Below are 17,028 nucleotides of genomic sequence, written 5' to 3'. Positions count from 1 at the left end.
TCGAGCGTTGTGATTGGGTTGCCGTCTTTTTCTATCGGCACAGGCAGGTCCACGCTGCGCAGGGTGGTCTGATGGTTAATTGGCGCTGTCATTGCCGAGCTCCTGTTTTAAGTCTTTGAGTTTGGTCTTGCGACCGCCTTTTTTCGGGTCGAGCCTCATCACCTGTTCGAACCAGTCATGGGCGAGGGTTTTCTCGCCGTCTTCGAAGTACCAGTCTCCGACCAGGCGATACATTTTCACTTTGAGTGGTGCGTTGGTGGCAAGGTGACCAGACTGGAGGTCGTTGACGGTTTGGATCAGGTAGTCTTTGGTGAACGGTTGGTTGTTCTGCACCGCCTGGTGTGAGTAGCTGAAGACCAAGTCACAAAAGGCGGTATGGCCGTTGGTGCGCCAGGTGGTGGGCGGCTCTAAACCACGGTCGATGGCCAAGCGGAAATCCGCGTATACGGTTTCAAACTGGCCGAGGTCGACTTGCCATACGTAGAACCACCACATTACTTCGAGGTTGGCGTAATTGCCCTGATGAGTGGCGATGAGCTTTTCTACTAAGGGGCGGTATTTATCGACCAGTTGTTGTTTATAGGGGTTTTTCTCTTTCGAGCCAGCTAGGCTTTTTAAGTAGCTTAGGTCTTGCTTTAAGATCGCTTGCGTCTCTTGCCAGGGTTTATCAGCAAACGCCGTGCGAGTGGTGGTGCTTGCTTTGGCTTGCTTGATCTGGACGGTGTTTAACGGCGGTTGGCGTTTCATCAGTATGGATAACATGGTTTCACTCCTTACTGTGGGATCAGCTCAGTGCCGTTAAGTAAGATTTCAAGCTGGCCGTCTTTGACATTGAGCGACAAAGGATCGGCTGAGAACGCTTCTTTGAGCGTGTAGGTTTTGCCGCTGTTGGTTTCTAAGGTGATGTTTTCATCCACTAAATTAGCGATTGCTTCTTCGTCGGTGTCTTTGGCGTGGATGATGGTCGCCTTGATAAAGGGCGCATCTGAGTGCTCTTCGGTGTAGCCAAGGACGCCATCATCGCCCAACACGGCTTCACGTTTGAGGTTGCCAAAGCCTATTTCAGCCCCTTCTTTGATGGGGAGGCGACCTAATGACCCGGCGTTGAGGACAGCGCGGCTAGTGATTTTCGTTGCCATAAGTTATTTCCTAAATTGAACTTTACCTGCGGTAATGATGAGGCCATTAACGAACTGCGGTGAATCTTGGTAGTTGGCCCGTTGCTTGTTCTTATCATCTAGCTCAACGATGAGTGACTTTTTGTAGCCGTCAAAGTCTTGAACGATGCCGTTGTACTCGAGCTCGCGATAGAGGGCGAGCAGCTCGGTTTTAAGCATGCTGGGGGTGACGATAGCCTGGCCGCGGGCGAACTTAGTGCCATCTTTGGCCAGCTTGTGTCGCGCGTATTTACTCAGGATGCGTGAGTGTTGCTTTTGGCGAAAATACATTGCGGTAGCAGGGGTCATCACATCAAGGTAGCTGTTATCGGCAATGCCTGCGGCGTTTTGGGTGTACGCCGTAATAGGGCGCTCAACCATGACTTCTTTGGCCGAGCTGACGGTAAAGGTGCTGATGCCCTCATAAAGCAGCATGTTGCGCTCGGCAAAGGTCCACTCACTGGCTGCCTTTGAGTAAACGCCATTGAGCTTAAGCGTTTGCAAAGGTCGGCAAGGGTCGATGGCCAGTGAAGGGGCGATTTGCCCTACCCAAGCACCAATGGCCGCGGCATCACTGAGCGCTTTGTTGGTAGAATCACAGAATTGATTGATAGGCATAAAGCTAATCAATGGGCAATTGCTGACAGGGGCGAAGGTGACGAGCTCTGCATGTGTGCCTTTCTTTGGAATGTAAGCCAAACCGGGGATCTGGTTCATGGCGTCATAACGTTCTTCGAGTAACTCACCGAGTTCTCGAATCGTCCTTTCATCCTTGAGTGAGCACAGGATGTGGTGATATTGAACGTCGCCCAACGCCGCCAGCGCACTGGTGATATCGCCAGAATCGACACTGACCGCGTAAATGGGCATCACTTGATCTTGTTTGCGGAAGTATTTCACCATTTCGACAATCTCTGAGGTGGCGCCCTCTTTGCCGAAGTACGCGGCGGCAAGGGTTTCGTCCATGCACAACTTGACGGTATTGGGCCCCACTTTGGCACCTGCAATCGCATGACCAATGGCTAAGATGACTTGTTGGTCTTCTGCACTGTTCGCTAGGCTGTTATCGATCTCGATAAAGCAACCCGGTACGCGAATATTAGTAGGGACTTCGCTGAAGCTAATGCTCATGATTTAGCCTCCTTCTTGATGGTTGTCTGTTTGGTTGAAGGCTCAACAACCGTGCAGTCACCATCATTGACACGACGTAGCCAATAGGTGTTACGTGGTTTGCTTTCCCCCGTCTTTTTCAGTGGCTCAAGGGTTTCTGGGTCTTTGACGGTGACGCCGGCTCTTGGCTTGATGGTGAATGTGGGTAGTGTGGGTTTTTCCATTACGTTGCCTCCTCTCGTGCAAAGTGTTCTGCTGCCATGGCGAGTAGCTCGCGTTCTAGCGCTGGCGTCCAACCAATGAAGGTTCGCTTGGGCATGGTGTAATGTCGTTTGGTCAGTGTGCCGCCTGTCCAGCGCCCCACCTTGCTATCGAAAAAGCCGTTGAGTCTCGGCTGGTAGGAAACCTGAGCGCCTTGGTTGTGCGCGCGTCCGATTTCGCCAGCCACGCCTTTGATCCCAACTTCAAACGTCTCTTCCGTCACTCGGGTTCGCATGGCGCGTGCTAACCCCAACAACATGTTTTTGTTGTTGGCGGTATGTGCGCCTTCAACCCCTTGCCGAACCGTGACTTTCTTTCTTCGTGTTCGGCTTTGGTATGGGGTGTTGTCAATGTCTCGCTGAGCGCGGATCTGGGCTCGGAAAAACTGGCTGGCGTGATTGGCCATGCGTTTGTTGAGGTCTACTTTTTCAGATGCTGTGAGTACTAGGCTCTCAACAACTTGGGTTAACTGGTCCGGTGTTTTTAGTGCGAGTTCTGACATGGCAAATCATTCTCATGGCCAACAAAGTAAATCAGTTCGCCTAACTCTTGTTCATTCGCGGCGGCTTCAAACTGGTTATCACAACGGAAGCGTGCATCGGCTTGTTTCCAGTCGCCTTGCTCATCTTCGACCAGGTTGTATTCTTCGCGAATATCGAGCTTGAGTTTGAGGTCGTAGCGGCCTTTGTCGAGTGGTTCTATGGCGAAGGACGGCATGGCTAAACCTTTCTCGCTGCGGTGTTGGTCATACTGGTTTAACCAACTGACGATGTGCATAAACAGGTTGTCTGGGTTGAGCTGGGCATTGTGGATAAAGAGGATCGCGGTGTATTCGACTTCAAAGCCGTCTATCTCGTCGCCTTGTGTGCAAAAAATCGCGCCGTCTTCGGCCCAGGCATCGAAGCGGTTGGCATCGACGACATGCTGTTTGAATAGGTCGGTTAAGCTTTGTAATGCTTTCATTACACCCTCTCAAAGCGGTAGGTTTCTTGGCCATGAATGAGCATGTCTACCGCTTGTCGGTACTGGACTTCACATTCTTGTTTCTTGTCGGTTAGGGCTTGTTGTCTTTCCGCTGCGTCTTTGCTGGCATCGCCACTCATTTGCGTGCTGATCAGTTGCGCGGCGGTGAGCGCAAACACGGCTTGTTGGTAAAGCGTTGCGCCGGACTCCGTATCATCAAACCGTGCTTGCGACAATGCCGCTAAATCGGCAAAAGGTGCTAGGGTGTCTTTGAGCTCTGTATGCACTTTCAGACGCGATACTTTTGCATGATGCACAATGCCTGCCTCTGTCTCATTGCTTTGGAAATGGAACAGAGACTGAAACTCTGAGATGGCGAGCGCTGGATACTTGCCAAGGGCAGGTAACTCAGAGCGATATATCTCGTTTTTGTTGCCGACATACTCAGCCATGCTGCCACCTTATTCACTGGGTTAGGGGATGCAGGCCGCACTCGCGATTATCATTCAGTGCATCAGCACACATGAAGCAGCGAGAGAGCCTGCATGGGTGGGGTGTTCGTCAGGCGTTATACCCAAGCGTTTCCAATTTTGAGTTTGACGTTCTTGAACTCGATCGCCGCCGCTTTACCGACTTCTTCAATCACGTAAGCCATGTTCATTGATTCGAAGTTTTCAATTTGGTCTTTCTCGTCGTTTTTCTTTCCCATTGAGCGACGAATCGACCCTTCCTGAATGTAGATAGACAGGTTGTCGTAACTGGTGACCAGGATGCCGGTAGACGGGAAGCCTGGCACTTTGACCGCGGGTAAGCCGCCGTAGGTACCAATGACTTGCAGCTCTTGGATCTTGCCTTTTTCGCTTGGTGTGTTGCCGTGCGCTTCGTAGAACTTGGCTTTGTCGTAGGCCAGCAGGTCGGAGCCGATAATCGCTATCAGGTTGGCATCATTCTCACACGCGGGGTGGAGTAGGTTTTTGGTGTCGAGCACGGCAAGGTCGAGGTTGATGTAGTCACCCCCTTGACCAATGCGTACTTCACCAGAGCCTGCTTTTACTTCTGTGATAAGGCGTTCGGCGTTGTGCTCGCGCATGGCCTGAAACCAGCCTTTGTTGACGTCTTCGCCATTGGGGTTGGCTTCGGCATCGGTGTCTTTCTCGACCCGTTCACCGTACCAGCCGATGGTGATTTTGTTGGCGTCTATCTGTTCGCGGTTGCTTTTGCTGATCAGGGTGTTGAAGTGTTTATGGTGCGCCCAGGCATCGAGTTTGGCGTAGCGGATCGCGGTGTCGAAGTTGGTCTGCTCACACATGTACGGCATCGCGCCCATGCTGGAGTAGTCTTTGGGCTTGCGCTTGCCTTCGCCGGTTGTGTCGGTTCGGCTGGCAATCATGCCGGTGACGCCAAGGCCGATCGATTCCCCTTTCTGGTTTTTGACGGCGACGATATTGATTTTGCCGAGGAACCAGTTGCTTTCCCGGATCGCGGCAATGATTTTCTGCGTACCGTTGGGGGTGACGTTGAATTTCTCAGTCGCATCGTCGACGTCGTTTTGGATCGCGACGGTTTGTAGATAGGCGTTGAGCTTACTGTTGGTCTGTTTTTGCATGGGGTTACCTCATTTAAATCGTGTACGAGTGACCTAAGCCTTAGAGGTAAGGGTCTTCTTCGCCGTCTGCGCCCGCCAGTTCGCGCGGTTGTTCGTCGGTCAGTTGGCGGAGTTGTTCGAGCTGACCGGAGAGGGTTTCGACCTGGCTTGAAAGCTCAGTTACCTGGCCTTTTAACTCGGTGAGGTCGTGGCTCTCTTCCACGTCATTGGTGTCTTCTTGCTCAGCCTGATCTTGAGCGGAGAGGTGAGTCACCAGCTGGCTAAGTTGGCTGGTTAGCGCTTGGTTCTGCTCAAGGCTTTGTTTAAGCAGCTCTTCGGTTTCTTTGCTCATTAGGTCGTCTTCCTGTTGTTGTGAGAGCTGCTCAGAGTCGGCGTTGCCCTTGAGCCAGCGTGAAAATGTGTGAAAAAGGCTTTGTTCTGATGGCGTTGGCGCTGGCCTTGATATGGCGGCTAAGCTGACCGTCTGCCCAGTCGATACGTAGTGCTTGTCGTGTGACTGGTTCGACAGCTGAATTTGCGTGGTGCCTAGCGAGGCCGGGTTGTCTGTGAGCGCCAAGCCGGTCAGATAGGCTTTGCCTGTGTCGCCGAAATCTTCTTTGTATTCCACCGAGGTATGGAGCAGCTGACCGTTTTCTACTGTGCGCAGCAGCATGGAGTTGGGTTTGATGACAGCCCAGAGTTCATCGTCGCGCTTCTCGGTAGAAAGCACTGAGCCGTACTTCCAGCTCCATTGGTAATGCTCTTCGTTGATAAGGGCGCTGTATTTTTTCGGGTCGTATGTCTCGGCGAGATCATCGATGACCTTTTGCGGCACGGTTCGCCCATCGACAGTGGGACCGGCTTTCAAAATACAAATGGGCTCAGACTTGAACATCGTGGTCTCCTAAATTGATGCTCTCAATCTAACCAATGGCGAGGTCTTTTTGTATTTGTGCTGGTTCTAGATGGTGAATATAGAAAGCGCACGAGCTGAGTAATGGCGGGGGCTGTAGCACTATGCTGGCATGGAGACGAATGCAATGAGCGACGTATTATACACCGCCGAGCAGACGAAAGCGTTGGGATTATTCCTGCGTCAACGAAAGCCGCCGGACATTGCCGAGCAAGTCGGTGTGGCGACGCGCACCATTCAGAAGTGGATCACTCAGTTTGATTGGAAAAAGCTTAGGGATGATGCACCGGTTGAACTGATGCTCAGACAGCGTATTGCCTACTTGATGTGGGTTGACCACAAGCTGGAGTGTCAGGAACGTGAGCTGGCGATGCTGCTTGAACAGCACTACAAACATCACCGACCAGCCCGCGGCGGTGGCGGAGATAGTCGTCGGGGTCGTAAGCCGAACAAGGTTAAGAATGATATTGCCAGCATCACGAAAGAGCGGCTGGATGAATACCGAGAACAGACCTTGTTCCAATATCAGCAAGAGATACATGCTCATAAGCTTGACGAGGAGATCAACGAAACCCGTTTCTATCTTAAGTCACGCCAGATTGGTCTGACTTTCTACTTTGCTTTTGAGGCGTTTGAAGATGCGGTGCTGAGTGGCGATAACCAGGTGTTTATTTCGGCGTCGAAGAAGCAGGCCTATATCTTCAAGAACTATATTCGTCAGTTTGCTCTCGAGCTGGCTGGGGTCGACTTGAAGGGCAAGGATGATATCGAGCTGAGCAATGGCGCCAATCTGGTGTTTGCTTCCACCAATGTCGCGACTTCGCAGGGGTTTAACGGCCATATGTATTGGGATGAGGTGTTCTGGATCCCGCGTTTTGGCGAGCTGGATGATTACGCAGGCGGCATGTCGATTCAGGCCAAGTATCGCACCACCTACATTTCGACCCCTTCGACCATGGCCCATGAAGCGTATCCGAAGTGGTCTGGCAAAAAAGAGCAGAACATTGATATTAGCCATAAGGCGCTCAAAGAGGGCGCGCTTGGGCCTGACTCTATCTTCCGTCAGATGATCACGGTGGATGATGCCATCGCCAAAGGTGGCGACAAGCTGTTTAACATGGCCAAGCTGAAGCGTAAGTACCCGATCAAAGAGGTGTTCGACAACCTGCTGCGCTGCAAATTCTTGGACGATAGCGCCTCGTTCTTTTCACTTAAGGCGTTGTTGGCGTGTAAGACCGATACCGAGCACTGGCGTGATGTCGACCACAGCAAAGCGAAGCCGGTTGGCCATGCGGAGGTGTTGGTTGGTTATGACCCACGAGGTGGCGGCACGGGTGAAGGCTCGGACGATGCAGGTTTAGTGGTGGCCTTGAAACCCAAAACCAAAGGCGGCGTATTTCGGGCGATTGAAAAACGGCGCTTGAAGGGGTCGAGTTATGAGCAGCAAGCGGAAACCATTCGCAGCATTACCGAAAAGTACAATGTGGTTCATCTTGCCATTGATACCAGTGGCGTTGGCTCTGCGGTGGCGGAGCTGGTGCGTAAGTTTTATCCATCGCTGCTTGAGCTGAACTACTCGCCGGAGGTGAAGCGGATGATGGCGTATAAGGCGCGCGAGATTATCAACAATGGGCGCTTTTTGTTTGATGACGATTGGGATGATCTGGTGCATTCGTTTTTGATGATTCGCCAGCAAACGACCGATAAAAGCGGACAAGTTACCTTTGTTTCCAATCGGAGCAAGATAGGGTCGCACGCTGATTTAGCATGGGCCTCAATGCACGTTTTGGCATGGGAACCCATAGATGTGAATGCCGACAGCGATACCAGCGTCGCCTTCTTTTAATCAAATAGCCGGAGAGAGCAAGTGATTGAGATTGAATTTTCTAAACCTGTCAGTGTGATGAATAGCGATATTCTGAGCTATTTGGAAGTGGCGTTGATTGATGGCATCTATGAGCCGCCCATACCGCTTGATACCTTGGCTAAGGCGCTGCGGGTTAATCCGATGCATGCCAGTGCGATTGAGTTTAAGCGTAATACGTTGGTGTTGGCGATTTCGTTAAGCGAGCTTTTACCGCGCCAGGACGCCAAGCGTTTTATCCAGGACTATTTAACGTTTGGCAATGGCTACCTGCAGGTGGTGCGTAACTTCCGCGGGCTAGGTGAGCCTGTTAAGTTGAAGCACTTGCCCGCGCTTTATATGCGTCGACGGGAAGACCTAGGCTGGACCTACAAACCACGCGCTTATGATGACGAAGGGCGCATTGATTATAAACAGGGGCAGGTATTTCACTTGGGTGATTATGATATTGCTCAAGAGCTGTATGGCTTGCCAAGTCATGTGAGCGGCCTGACGTCTATTTGGCTCAATGAGGATGCGACTCTGTTCCGCCGTCAGTATTTTCGCAATGGGAATCATGCGGGCTATTTGCTGTATATGAATGAGCCGACCATGACCACCAAGCAGGAAGAGGAGATCAAGAAGCAGCTTCAGGCGCAAGAGGGCATGGCGTTTAAGAACCTGTTTGTGAATGCGAAAGGTAAAGATACCAAAGCGCCTGAATTAAAAGCGATAGGGCAGGTGGAGGCGAAAGATGCATTTAAAGATGTGAAGAATCAGACCATGACGGATGTGTTGGCCCTGCATCGAGTACCCATCGAGCTAATGAGCATCCGCCGAGAGAGCATTACGTCACTCGATTTGAGTAAGGTTGATTGGCTGTTTCACAAGAACGAGCTTTTACCGCTGATTGATATGATGCAGGAGCTGAATGATGTTGTGGGGCAGGAGGTTATTTTGCCTAGGGAATATAAGAGCCTAGAGTATGCAAAAATAGAGTCAGATCACGAATGATATTATATGAATATGTATTCTTATTCTTTGACATAAAGAAGAAGGATTTCTGTATGGTTGAACTACGAAAAGTCATGCCGCTAGCTCTTGTATCACTATTGTCGGGTTGTAGTGTATTCACTTCGCCCTACGAGCAGCCAGTGATCGAGGATACGCTGGGTCCCTCAGTGTGGTCATCTGAATCGGTTGTTGGCACCTTAGCTTTGACTCCAGAAAGAAGAGTGGTACTCGCTAACTATAAAACGAATCGTTTTTGTGCAGAAGCCCCGACAGAAGTTGGAGTCGATTTATCTAATTTATTCAAAGCAAGCGCAGGCGTTAAAGATTCTAAAGGGCAGAGCCTCGGCTTTGAAGCAATCAAAGCCGCTGCATTAAGTAATATTGTTTTGAACAAGAGAACTCAAGGAACGCAATTGTTTCTTGCTAACTCATACTTTATTTGTCAAATGTATATGAATGAAGCGATTACTAAAGAGCAACTTTTGTATTTACAGCTGCAGACTTTACATGCTGTTGCCCCTTTGATTCAAAAAGAAATTGACTTGATGTACAAGTCAAGCTCTTCTGATCCGGTTGCTCAAAAAGAGAGTAAAAAGGAAAAACCCAAGGCATTGACGGATGCTGAAAAAAAACACTCAGAAGTGCTTGGTGCTGACTTATCTATATTTACAACGCCTTCACGCTTTTTAAAGAATTTTGAGGAATTTAAGGCACTAGGTGAAGAGCTAACACCACAGCAAGAGCCAGCTGAGGATAAATAATATATCAAGTTGATTAGGTGTAGTGAAAATAAGGGCGGAACCCCGCCCTTGCGTGTAGTTAATAGAGCCCTTGCAAGTGCAAGGGCTTGTTTACTTCTGACCCTTTATCCACTCTTGAAGCGCCTTTAACTGCCGTGCATTCTCCGCACAGGTTTCTATATTCGCGACATCTTCCGCTAGGACTTCGGCGTCTCGCTGGTAACCTGGAGCGGTTGTGGCGGGACCATCAGTGAGGGGGTGGATGGCTGAATACCGATTGCTCGATTATGCGCTCGCACGGATTGGGCGCGGATGCGCAGCCAGTCAGGATCAGTAACCACGCACTGCTTATCGCGGTTTGTTTGAGCATATTTGATCACCTCTTTCTCAATCTCTCTAAACTTGATGCGAATATCGGGCTTTTGGTTGGCGAGCTTGACCGCCAACTTAAACGCCTCGTCTTGTTTTTGTTCGACTTTGTCCCATAAGGCGTTTTGCGTTTTTAGGGCTTTCGCTTCGGTAGTTTTCACGCCGTAGTCATAAGAAAGGTAAGCAATACCAGCAAGGACAACAGCAAAGCCAATGGCTTTAAACACAGTAAGGTATTGATTTAGCATGCTTACTTTCCTACCAGCCGTTAAGGCAGACGTCTCGCTCGATGCTTCGGCGTTTAGCAATACCGGCACAATTGCTTTTCTTGAGTCGGCAATCTTTACCATTCACAAACACCCATCGCGTGTACTCATTGCAAGCACCAGTGCGATCGCCCAGGTTGAATTTTTTCAGTAGGGTTGAGCGAGTGAAATTGCCTGCGCCAAGGTTAAACACAAAACTGACCATCATGTCGTATTCGCCTTGGCTTGGTGTTTGGATGAGGTGGGTGTTGACCACTTGCTCTGCCGCGGCGATGTCTTTGACGAAGTACTCGGCGGCTTGCGGCTCAGTGAGTAGCGTGTCTTGCGTAACGCCTTGGGTATGGCCGAGCCCAGCAGTCCACACATCGGCGCTGCATTGGTAAGGCGTTAGTCTGCATCCTTCTTGGTTGGCGATATGGCGCAGGCCGTTTTCACTGGTTGTGAGCTCTGCGTCGAGGGTAAAGACAATGGCAAGAACGGCGGCCACCGAGCAGACGACGGCCTGGATGGCTTTGGTTTTTAGGCTCATGTTTCGCTATCCCGATTCGCGTTGAGTTGATCGAGCTTGGCCTGATTTAGCCGGGTCGCGACGAGGTAGTGACGGATGGCCATGATCCCCGACACGATACCGACACCAATCGCAATAAACTGGGCGATGTCGTTGACGCCAAAGCTGATAGCGGTGGCACTGATGGAGGTGAGGGTTTTCTTCAGGCCCGTCACGTCGAGCACGGAAGCGAGTAATGTTTTTAGCTCGGTCAGGTTCATCGATGTTCTCTTGTCGGGGGGCCTTATAAAACCAGTCTATCGGGCCGAGTGCTAAAGGGTACTGATGGCCTTTCTAAGCAAGGGATATAGAAGTTTGGCAGGGCAGAAAAACAAACCCAGCGGCTAGCTGGGTTGACACGAGGAGAGAGATTGACGAGTCAGTCGATGTCTAGTGGATAGCGCTGTTTTATCTGTTGGACTTTGTCACGCCAAATGGCCTCTTTTTCGTCGGTTCGGTCATATTGCCATTCGATAAACAGGGGGTCACTTTCTTCCCGGTATGCCAGTGCTCTCAGTTCTTGCTGCTCGTCGAGTTTTTGCTGCGCGGTTAAAGGTGGGTTAAGGAGAGCGTCAACCTCATGGTGCGATATCGCCACCGCTCCTTCAGCAAGGGCGTTGTTGTACAAATCAGACTGATGAGCGTCGTAGCCGAAGACTTGATTATCTTTCATTACATATTTCATCGTTGTTCCTTAATAAAGTTCTGCCCACGCGCTCAGCCTCCACTTTGTGTTTGGCACCTGCACTTTGTATGTTGAGCCTGGAGGAATGATGGCGGTGAATATTTCATTCGCGGGTTCCGAGTTTGAAATCGATGAGGTGTGCCACGATATTTTTACACCATCAACGAACAGAAACCCGGTTCCGCCTAGCCGTTCTGCATTGTGGAAAACGGAGGCGATGATCTGAATCGGATAGTGATAGGAGTTGGTGTACGTCACGTTTAAATCTCGACTTACAAGCCTCCAGGTTTGACCCTCGCTAAAGCCCGTGATGAGGTTCGTTATCCTTGTGTTGATTTCGTCAGTCGCGGCGGTGAACTCTCTTTCAGAGATGTACTCAAGGTGTTTAAAAATGACTTGCCCAGCTTCACCTGAAATGGCGACTTTGATTGTCACCATGCCGCCGATGCCTTTCGGTAGAGCGACTTTGGGTGTCGAGCACTCGATCACGGCTTGATGGTTGCTATCGAGGACATGGATTTGGTGTAGGTACTCGTCAAAGTGCTGCTCAACGGGCAGGTTTAGGACAAAGGTTAATACGCCATTCTCATCGTAGTAGCTGGTCTCAATGGTGCTTTGATAAAATGTCTCCAGTGATGGTTTGGGGGCGTTATGGGTGAGCGCGCCAATAAGCCGATACTTGGTGACGGTATTTTTCAGCTCACTGTTTAAGATTTCTATCCCATGTTCGGTGGGGATCGCTTGCAGTGCACTCATTCGGTGTCTCCTATTTCTAGCTGCCATGTGAGGGCCGTGCGGCACAAAATTTGGGTTTCAGCCTCTATCTCTAACTGAGTACTCAGTAGAGGTTTCATGGCTGAAACGGCGACCGGTTCAAATTGGGCCTCAGCTTCGAGTTGGTAAAGCCAGTGGAACTCGGTATGGGGTAAGCGGACGTTTTCAAACGCGTTGATCGCTGCGCGATTATCCAGATTGGGCAGGTCTATCAAAATGAGGTTGGGTCTGTTCACGTCGTCATAAACCAAACCCTCTGAGCCCATTGTTCCAAGCAGGCTTTGGTAGTCTCGGATCTTCCAGCCAAACCCTTGCTCTTCAAACCGCGTTAATAGCGACAGTTCAATATCGTCATGGGTCTGCTTAAAGTCTTTAGCAATACCGTTAATGGTATTGGCCAGCTCTGCGTTTTCGGTGTCTTGCCAGTATTCGCCTTTAGGCAATAAGCCTCGGTAGGCGTCGGCAAAATCCCCTTCGCTGTACTCTAGAATTAGGTCGGAAGTGTCCATTTAACATTTCCCAGTACATGAATTTGGTTGTTGGCAATCGCCACTTCCCCCACGGGCGATCTGACGATGAAGTTGTTGGTCACGGTTGATATCACTAGCACGATTTCGGTATTGGTGATGGATTCAGGCCTTTTGGTCTCCGGGTTTATCTTGCCCATTTTGCCTTTGACAAAGTTCTCTAGGGCGGTGACCACAGCTTCACGGATTGCGGGGGCTTCAATGCCTTGAATCTCTATATCGAGTGGCGCTTGTTCTGGGACATAAGCAAACGGATGACAACCCGCGAGTCGGTTTGCTTCGAAGGTCTCTTGAACCAGTTTGACCACTTCACCGCTTAGGCTTGGGTCGTTCTCCCTCGCGCCGACATAGACCTCAACCATACCGCGTTCGGGGGTGTTATCGAGTGCCCAGGCAAAATCGACATCGGCGTGTGCCGAGATTGCCCAGATTTGGTAATCTTCCGCTTTGCCGATCAGCTCGTTTCTCTCGAATGCCACAATCACTCGCGCTCGCCAGTGCTCTAGCTCTTCGATATCAGCACCACCTTCAATACCAAGCGATAAGATATTATTAGGGTCGATACCGCTCACCCCTTCGGTTAGGGTGAGGTTGGCGCCGTTTGGTAAATTGTTTGCTGTCCCAGATTCAAGGGCGATCACTTCTATGGGCACGTTGCTGTATTGCTCTTTGATGGTTTCGTATTCGTTATCGCCGTGCGTTAAACGTGTGCCTTTCTTAATAACGACGGTTCCGCCAAGCTCAGTGAATGACACTCGGCCTGTTGCGAATGTGGGTAGCAGGCGCGGCGTGTTATGGCGGTTAGCGTGTAGATATAACCATGCTTCAGAACAGGTCTCAGGGTGTAGCTGCCTGAAAAGCAAATCTTGATAGCCGTATTGCCCATAGCTGACACCCGCAATGGCCGAGGCTATCGCTTTGATGGCCGGGTTGTTCTGGCCTGTTGCTTTGACTAGGTTGGCTTCTGCCCGAGCGATTAAGCTTTCCAGGCTGATTTGGGTACTCATTGGCTGACCTGCGATAGGGGTACATCAAATGTTGAGCCGTCTGTCAGGGTTATCATGACGTGGCGGCCGATTCGGTTCGGTGGCTCTCTCCAGACCGTGACTTCAATGGCTTTGGCGTGGCCTTGTTGAATTAACCAATCGAGCGCATCTTCATAAAAGCGTTTGGCAAGCCGTAAGGTTTCATCGGTCAATTTGGCGCGTTTGAGTGTCCAGTCTCGAGAGCCGACCACCTCAATCATTTCATGACTCCAAGTGCCGCCGCGCTCATTGCTGCCCATTCGGGCGCGGTCATTTTGGGTTGACTCAGCGTCGTTGTAGACGCTTTGCAGTACGGCGTGAGTTAGGCCTTGTTTGGAATCTACGGACTCGGTCACCGCATTCAATTTAAAATGGCTCATGCTTTGTTAGGCTCCCTTGTCGTTTTGATGGCGCTGTTGTCTTCATAATCGTGGTCGTGGGTCTCGACGTTCACGCCGCCGAAGGTACCAGACTGCCCGATAACGGAACCCTTCACTTCGGTATTCTTCGCCACACTCAGGTTGCCGCCGATTTCTACATCTTTGGAAAACGTGGTTTTTTCAGCGATAACGTTCACCTGTGGCGCTTTGATAGAGACTTCATTCGCGGCGACCACATCGACCTTGCCTTGGGTGGCGTAGACCTTGATTCCTTCTTCGGTTTGATGGATGAGGTTTCCTTTGTCATCGAGCATGGCGACTTCACCGGGCTTTAAGTCGATTTGATGGCGTTCATCTTCTACATTGACGGTAACCCCACGGGCCATCACTCCGCCGATAAACAGGTTGTATGCTTTGGCTTCGGGCAATGGTCGGCTCATAAAGCCGTAGTTGTGGACGCGTTTAATGCGGTCATTGGTGCGGCCTGTTGCGGTTCTGATTTGCAGCATGCCCGTGGTTGCCCCTGTGACCGTGCCGGTTCCGATCACGTTCTTGATGCGGGCCATTAAGCGCTGTTGTTGCTGACGCTGAGCACTAGACACGGCATTGCTCCTTGAACGGTCTGATTAACTCCACGGAGGTACTCGCGGTGCTTTCGGATACCGATAAGCCAAGTGACTTAATCACCAGCATTTCACTGAAACTTTGCTGCTTGTCGATCACTCGAATCACCCGATTTAATCCATCAATCGCAAGCTGAGGAAAGAGTTCGGCGACAGACGTTGAAGCGGTCAGGCTTTCGGCTATGGCTAGGTTGCGCTCATATTTGGCGCGAGATAAACACGCGGCACGGCTTTGCAGTTGGTCAGAGGTGATCACCATAGTGCGCGAGCGTTCAATGTTTGGGTTGGTGAGTTGGGCGCTGGCGTCATCCCACTGGCCCTGTACTTCAATGGTATGAAACTGTTTATTGAAGGTGCGCTTTATGCTCAGGCTGTTGATGTTGTTGCCTGCCTCAAGGCCAACATTATCAATCGTGGCATGTGCGGTGTTCTCAATGGTCAGCACTCCATTTCGTTCAATCAGCATGTAGCCTTGTTCACGGATCAGCTGAGCCACATTTTCAACTGGAGACTCAGCGTTGATCTGAAACTCTTCAATCTTCGGCATGCCTTGAACTAGGCTCTTTACCCCTAAACCAAATGGCTTGGCCAGCTTTCTGAGCAGTGCTTCAACATCGAGGTTATACAGCGCATCCATGGTGATGCGTGAGTCAATCATATTGGCGCTTTTGGAACGGCCTGCTATTGGCATAGTGAATTCGCTCGCGCCCGTTTCGCTTTCCGCTTCATCTATCTGACCGATGAAAATGGATTGGTCGTTGAGGAAGAACTCCACCGACAACGGGCGATCAATGTTCATGGGTTCAATTGAGCCATTGAAGGTGTGGGCCAATTGCTCTGTTGAGTAGTTCAAGTTCGCTTGGTAAAAGGTATGCGGCTGGCCATCAATTTGCATGGTGAGTTGGTTCATTGGCCACCCCTTACCGCGATATCGCCACGGATAAACAAAGGGTGCTGTAGGGCGTTCATTTTGGTGATCACCTTCTCATTGGTGTATTCGTCATGGGCAATGGTCAGCGCTGATTTAAAGTGAGGTGACTGCACGGTTCGGTGTGCCTTGGTTCCCTCAGCGATTTTGTCTTGTTGCGTTTGCACATTGCTTTTTAACGATGTGAGGGCGTCGTAGAGTTGGATGCTTTTCTGGGTCGAGACTTGCGTGGTTTCCTTGATGCGCTCCTCAATACTGGCCACTAAGGCAGAGAGGTCGCTTTCCATTATTTCTGGCTGCTTTTGGGTTAGGGCGATTTCAAAGCTGTCATTCGCTTCGAGGTTAGTCACGTCTTTACTCATCTTCACCGCGCCCGTGACCAACTGCACGTTGTGGTGCTGGGTTGGACTCTCGGGTTTGACTTGACCAAGTATCAAGGCTTGAGCAATGCGAGAGTTATCAACGGCTTCACTCTCGGAATCTGGCTCTGCTTGAACACCTTCAGACACCGTATCAACTGCGCGAGAAAACCGTTCAGCGAACTTGGCAGGGTGAGTGCTCAAGCTGCTCACCGCAGAGAAGGCTTCATTGATCGCGAGGTTAATGTCTTTCAGAGCATCATCAGCGAGGTTCAGACGGTTAGTAATATCAACCAACACAGTGAGCGCGTTGGTAGCGCTGCTTTGAACTTCATTGATTTGAGAAACATCCAGCCCTTTAACCTCTTCTACAAATGACTGCTGAGAAAGGCTCTCTACGATGTCGGCTTGTGCCTTGGCACGGACTGTTTTTGCTGCGGTGATGGAAGGTGAGTTACCGGCACGAACAAACTTCAGGCTTAGCGTCACTAAACCTTTCTTGGTGTTAATACTGAGGGAATGTTCCTCGAATACTAGCACCAACTCACCTAACCAGGGATGCTCCAGTTCCCCTTGCGGATTGGCTTCAAGGTTATCAATGAGTGCATTCGCATCAGCCAGCGAACTCGCCCCCACGAACACAACTTCAAAGGTGAAAGCTCGGGCTTTGGTACCCATGACTTTGATGTGCGGTAGGTCAGCGTAGGGGATTTCACTCACTTGCAAGCGCTTACCCCCATCAAAGGAGGTAGACAGGATATTGAGCTTGTGCCCATTCCATCTAGCGTGCTCGTGTTGTCGTGACCACATGAGAAACCCCACCAATCGAAGAATAAAAAGGAAATAGGCAGCGAGTGGAAATTTGGGGATGGGATAGGGCGCTCAGCGCTCGTTCGGACTCACCCCTCCCTCCGCGCTAAAATTCCACACTGCAATTTTGCGATCCTATAAATGATCGT

General features: G+C 50.6%; 22 protein-coding genes and 1 pseudogene. 3 read left to right on the top strand and 20 right to left on the bottom strand.

Features of this window, described 5'->3' with window-relative positions; translation table 11 throughout:
* Window positions 1-75: 75 nt before the first annotated feature.
* The 9 genes from KW548_19605 to KW548_19565 all read right to left on the bottom strand — a co-directional run bounded on the left by KW548_19605 (window position 76) and on the right by KW548_19565 (window position 5,971).
* Window positions 76-762 carry a hypothetical protein gene (locus KW548_19605; GenBank protein ID QXX09259.1) on the bottom strand — a complete coding sequence of 229 codons (687 nt, stop codon included), beginning with the start codon at window positions 760-762 and terminating at the stop codon, window positions 76-78.
* Window positions 763-773: 11 nt separating this feature from the next.
* A complete protein-coding gene (locus KW548_19600) occupies window positions 774-1,139 on the bottom strand; it encodes a phage tail tube protein (GenBank protein ID QXX09258.1) in 366 nt (121 codons plus the stop codon).
* A 3-nt stretch (window positions 1,140-1,142) separates the two neighbouring features.
* Window positions 1,143-2,288: a phage tail sheath subtilisin-like domain-containing protein gene (locus tag KW548_19595; protein QXX09257.1), complete on the bottom strand. Its 1,146-nt coding sequence runs from the start codon at window positions 2,286-2,288 to the stop codon at window positions 1,143-1,145.
* A complete protein-coding gene (locus KW548_19590; protein ID QXX09256.1) occupies window positions 2,285-2,491 on the bottom strand; it encodes a DUF2635 domain-containing protein in 207 nt (68 codons plus the stop codon). The genes KW548_19595 and KW548_19590 overlap by 4 nt, the downstream gene beginning before the upstream one ends.
* A complete protein-coding gene (locus tag KW548_19585) occupies window positions 2,491-3,030 on the bottom strand; it encodes a phage virion morphogenesis protein (protein ID QXX09255.1) in 540 nt (179 codons plus the stop codon). The genes KW548_19590 and KW548_19585 overlap by 1 nt, the downstream gene beginning before the upstream one ends.
* Window positions 3,012-3,491, bottom strand: a complete 480-nt coding sequence (locus KW548_19580; GenBank protein QXX09254.1) for a phage tail protein — start codon at window positions 3,489-3,491, stop codon at window positions 3,012-3,014. Before KW548_19580 ends, KW548_19585 begins: the two co-directional genes overlap by 19 nt.
* Window positions 3,491-3,943, bottom strand: a complete 453-nt coding sequence (locus tag KW548_19575) for a head completion/stabilization protein (protein QXX09253.1) — start codon at window positions 3,941-3,943, stop codon at window positions 3,491-3,493. Before KW548_19575 ends, KW548_19580 begins: the two co-directional genes overlap by 1 nt.
* A gap of 116 nt (window positions 3,944-4,059) precedes the next feature.
* Window positions 4,060-5,097 (bottom strand): phage major capsid protein, P2 family, encoded by a 1,038-nt coding sequence (locus tag KW548_19570; protein ID QXX09252.1) that lies wholly within the window; start codon window positions 5,095-5,097, stop codon window positions 4,060-4,062.
* A 40-nt stretch (window positions 5,098-5,137) separates the two neighbouring features.
* A complete protein-coding gene (locus KW548_19565; GenBank protein QXX09251.1) occupies window positions 5,138-5,971 on the bottom strand; it encodes a GPO family capsid scaffolding protein in 834 nt (277 codons plus the stop codon).
* 130 nt (window positions 5,972-6,101) lie between these two features.
* Here KW548_19565 and KW548_19560 point away from each other — a divergent pair, with 130 nt between their 5' ends.
* Genes KW548_19560 through KW548_19550 form a run of 3 tightly spaced genes read left to right on the top strand, consistent with a single transcriptional unit; the run spans window position 6,102 to window position 9,607 of the window.
* Window positions 6,102-7,835: a terminase family protein gene (locus KW548_19560; protein ID QXX09250.1), complete on the top strand. Its 1,734-nt coding sequence runs from the start codon at window positions 6,102-6,104 to the stop codon at window positions 7,833-7,835.
* Between the two features lie 21 nt (window positions 7,836-7,856).
* On the top strand, window positions 7,857-8,846 hold the full coding sequence (locus KW548_19555) for a phage portal protein (protein QXX09249.1): 990 nt from the start codon (window positions 7,857-7,859) through the stop codon (window positions 8,844-8,846).
* A gap of 53 nt (window positions 8,847-8,899) precedes the next feature.
* Window positions 8,900-9,607 (top strand): hypothetical protein, encoded by a 708-nt coding sequence (locus tag KW548_19550; GenBank protein QXX09248.1) that lies wholly within the window; start codon window positions 8,900-8,902, stop codon window positions 9,605-9,607.
* A gap of 90 nt (window positions 9,608-9,697) precedes the next feature.
* On the opposite strand, the pseudogene KW548_19545 reads toward KW548_19550, so the two are convergent.
* From KW548_19545 to KW548_19495, 11 genes and pseudogenes are all read right to left on the bottom strand, one after another.
* Window positions 9,698-10,203: pseudogene (locus tag KW548_19545) on the bottom strand (hypothetical protein).
* A gap of 10 nt (window positions 10,204-10,213) precedes the next feature.
* Window positions 10,214-10,750, bottom strand: coding sequence for a lysozyme (locus tag KW548_19540; GenBank protein QXX09247.1), 537 nt, complete (start codon window positions 10,748-10,750; stop codon window positions 10,214-10,216).
* The gene (locus tag KW548_19535) at window positions 10,747-10,989 is read right to left on the bottom strand and encodes a hypothetical protein (GenBank protein QXX09246.1); all 243 of its coding nucleotides are present in this window, start codon (window positions 10,987-10,989) and stop codon (window positions 10,747-10,749) included. The genes KW548_19540 and KW548_19535 overlap by 4 nt, the downstream gene beginning before the upstream one ends.
* A 158-nt stretch (window positions 10,990-11,147) precedes the next feature.
* Window positions 11,148-11,396: a hypothetical protein gene (locus KW548_19530; protein QXX09474.1), complete on the bottom strand. Its 249-nt coding sequence runs from the start codon at window positions 11,394-11,396 to the stop codon at window positions 11,148-11,150.
* A 66-nt stretch (window positions 11,397-11,462) separates the two neighbouring features.
* Complete coding sequence (locus KW548_19525; GenBank protein QXX09245.1) at window positions 11,463-12,209, bottom strand: hypothetical protein; 747 nt, start codon at window positions 12,207-12,209, stop codon at window positions 11,463-11,465.
* Window positions 12,206-12,736 carry a hypothetical protein gene (locus KW548_19520; protein QXX09244.1) on the bottom strand — a complete coding sequence of 177 codons (531 nt, stop codon included), beginning with the start codon at window positions 12,734-12,736 and terminating at the stop codon, window positions 12,206-12,208. The genes KW548_19525 and KW548_19520 overlap by 4 nt, the downstream gene beginning before the upstream one ends.
* Complete coding sequence (locus tag KW548_19515) at window positions 12,718-13,761, bottom strand: baseplate J/gp47 family protein (GenBank protein QXX09243.1); 1,044 nt, start codon at window positions 13,759-13,761, stop codon at window positions 12,718-12,720. The genes KW548_19520 and KW548_19515 overlap by 19 nt, the downstream gene beginning before the upstream one ends.
* Window positions 13,758-14,159 carry a phage GP46 family protein gene (locus tag KW548_19510; GenBank protein QXX09242.1) on the bottom strand — a complete coding sequence of 134 codons (402 nt, stop codon included), beginning with the start codon at window positions 14,157-14,159 and terminating at the stop codon, window positions 13,758-13,760. The genes KW548_19515 and KW548_19510 overlap by 4 nt, the downstream gene beginning before the upstream one ends.
* Window positions 14,156-14,761 carry a phage baseplate assembly protein gene (locus KW548_19505; GenBank protein QXX09241.1) on the bottom strand — a complete coding sequence of 202 codons (606 nt, stop codon included), beginning with the start codon at window positions 14,759-14,761 and terminating at the stop codon, window positions 14,156-14,158. The genes KW548_19510 and KW548_19505 overlap by 4 nt, the downstream gene beginning before the upstream one ends.
* A complete protein-coding gene (locus tag KW548_19500; protein ID QXX09240.1) occupies window positions 14,754-15,692 on the bottom strand; it encodes a phage tail protein in 939 nt (312 codons plus the stop codon). The genes KW548_19505 and KW548_19500 overlap by 8 nt, the downstream gene beginning before the upstream one ends.
* Window positions 15,689-16,879, bottom strand: a complete 1,191-nt coding sequence (locus KW548_19495; GenBank protein QXX09239.1) for a DNA circularization N-terminal domain-containing protein — start codon at window positions 16,877-16,879, stop codon at window positions 15,689-15,691. Before KW548_19495 ends, KW548_19500 begins: the two co-directional genes overlap by 4 nt.
* Window positions 16,880-17,028: the final 149 nt, after the last annotated feature.

The organism is Vibrio neptunius (assembly GCA_019339365.1).
Lineage (GTDB): Bacteria > Pseudomonadota > Gammaproteobacteria > Enterobacterales > Vibrionaceae > Vibrio > Vibrio neptunius.
Note: the sequence above shows the minus strand (reverse complement) of the source record. Positions and strands in the feature narration are given on the sequence as shown.

What these genes read in the sequence shown, in the direction of transcription:
- KW548_19495 (QXX09239.1), bottom strand. Translation starts at nt 16,879, where the DNA reads ATGTGGTCACGACAACACGAGCACGCTAGATGGAATGGGCACAAGCTC.
- KW548_19535 (QXX09246.1), bottom strand. Translation starts at nt 10,989, where the DNA reads ATGAACCTGACCGAGCTAAAAACATTACTCGCTTCCGTGCTCGACGTG.
- KW548_19515 (QXX09243.1), bottom strand. Translation starts at nt 13,761, where the DNA reads ATGAGTACCCAAATCAGCCTGGAAAGCTTAATCGCTCGGGCAGAAGCC.
- KW548_19520 (QXX09244.1), bottom strand. Translation starts at nt 12,736, where the DNA reads ATGGACACTTCCGACCTAATTCTAGAGTACAGCGAAGGGGATTTTGCC.
- KW548_19500 (QXX09240.1), bottom strand. Translation starts at nt 15,692, where the DNA reads ATGAACCAACTCACCATGCAAATTGATGGCCAGCCGCATACCTTTTAC.
- KW548_19525 (QXX09245.1), bottom strand. Translation starts at nt 12,209, where the DNA reads ATGAGTGCACTGCAAGCGATCCCCACCGAACATGGGATAGAAATCTTA.
- KW548_19510 (QXX09242.1), bottom strand. Translation starts at nt 14,159, where the DNA reads ATGAGCCATTTTAAATTGAATGCGGTGACCGAGTCCGTAGATTCCAAA.
- KW548_19595 (QXX09257.1), bottom strand. Translation starts at nt 2,288, where the DNA reads ATGAGCATTAGCTTCAGCGAAGTCCCTACTAATATTCGCGTACCGGGT.
- KW548_19585 (QXX09255.1), bottom strand. Translation starts at nt 3,030, where the DNA reads ATGTCAGAACTCGCACTAAAAACACCGGACCAGTTAACCCAAGTTGTT.
- KW548_19570 (QXX09252.1), bottom strand. Translation starts at nt 5,097, where the DNA reads ATGCAAAAACAGACCAACAGTAAGCTCAACGCCTATCTACAAACCGTC.
- KW548_19560 (QXX09250.1), top strand. Translation starts at nt 6,102, where the DNA reads ATGGAGACGAATGCAATGAGCGACGTATTATACACCGCCGAGCAGACG.
- KW548_19580 (QXX09254.1), bottom strand. Translation starts at nt 3,491, where the DNA reads ATGAAAGCATTACAAAGCTTAACCGACCTATTCAAACAGCATGTCGTC.
- KW548_19590 (QXX09256.1), bottom strand. Translation starts at nt 2,491, where the DNA reads ATGGAAAAACCCACACTACCCACATTCACCATCAAGCCAAGAGCCGGC.
- KW548_19540 (QXX09247.1), bottom strand. Translation starts at nt 10,750, where the DNA reads ATGAGCCTAAAAACCAAAGCCATCCAGGCCGTCGTCTGCTCGGTGGCC.
- KW548_19575 (QXX09253.1), bottom strand. Translation starts at nt 3,943, where the DNA reads ATGGCTGAGTATGTCGGCAACAAAAACGAGATATATCGCTCTGAGTTA.
- KW548_19550 (QXX09248.1), top strand. Translation starts at nt 8,900, where the DNA reads ATGGTTGAACTACGAAAAGTCATGCCGCTAGCTCTTGTATCACTATTG.
- KW548_19605 (QXX09259.1), bottom strand. Translation starts at nt 762, where the DNA reads ATGTTATCCATACTGATGAAACGCCAACCGCCGTTAAACACCGTCCAG.
- KW548_19565 (QXX09251.1), bottom strand. Translation starts at nt 5,971, where the DNA reads ATGTTCAAGTCTGAGCCCATTTGTATTTTGAAAGCCGGTCCCACTGTC.
- KW548_19600 (QXX09258.1), bottom strand. Translation starts at nt 1,139, where the DNA reads ATGGCAACGAAAATCACTAGCCGCGCTGTCCTCAACGCCGGGTCATTA.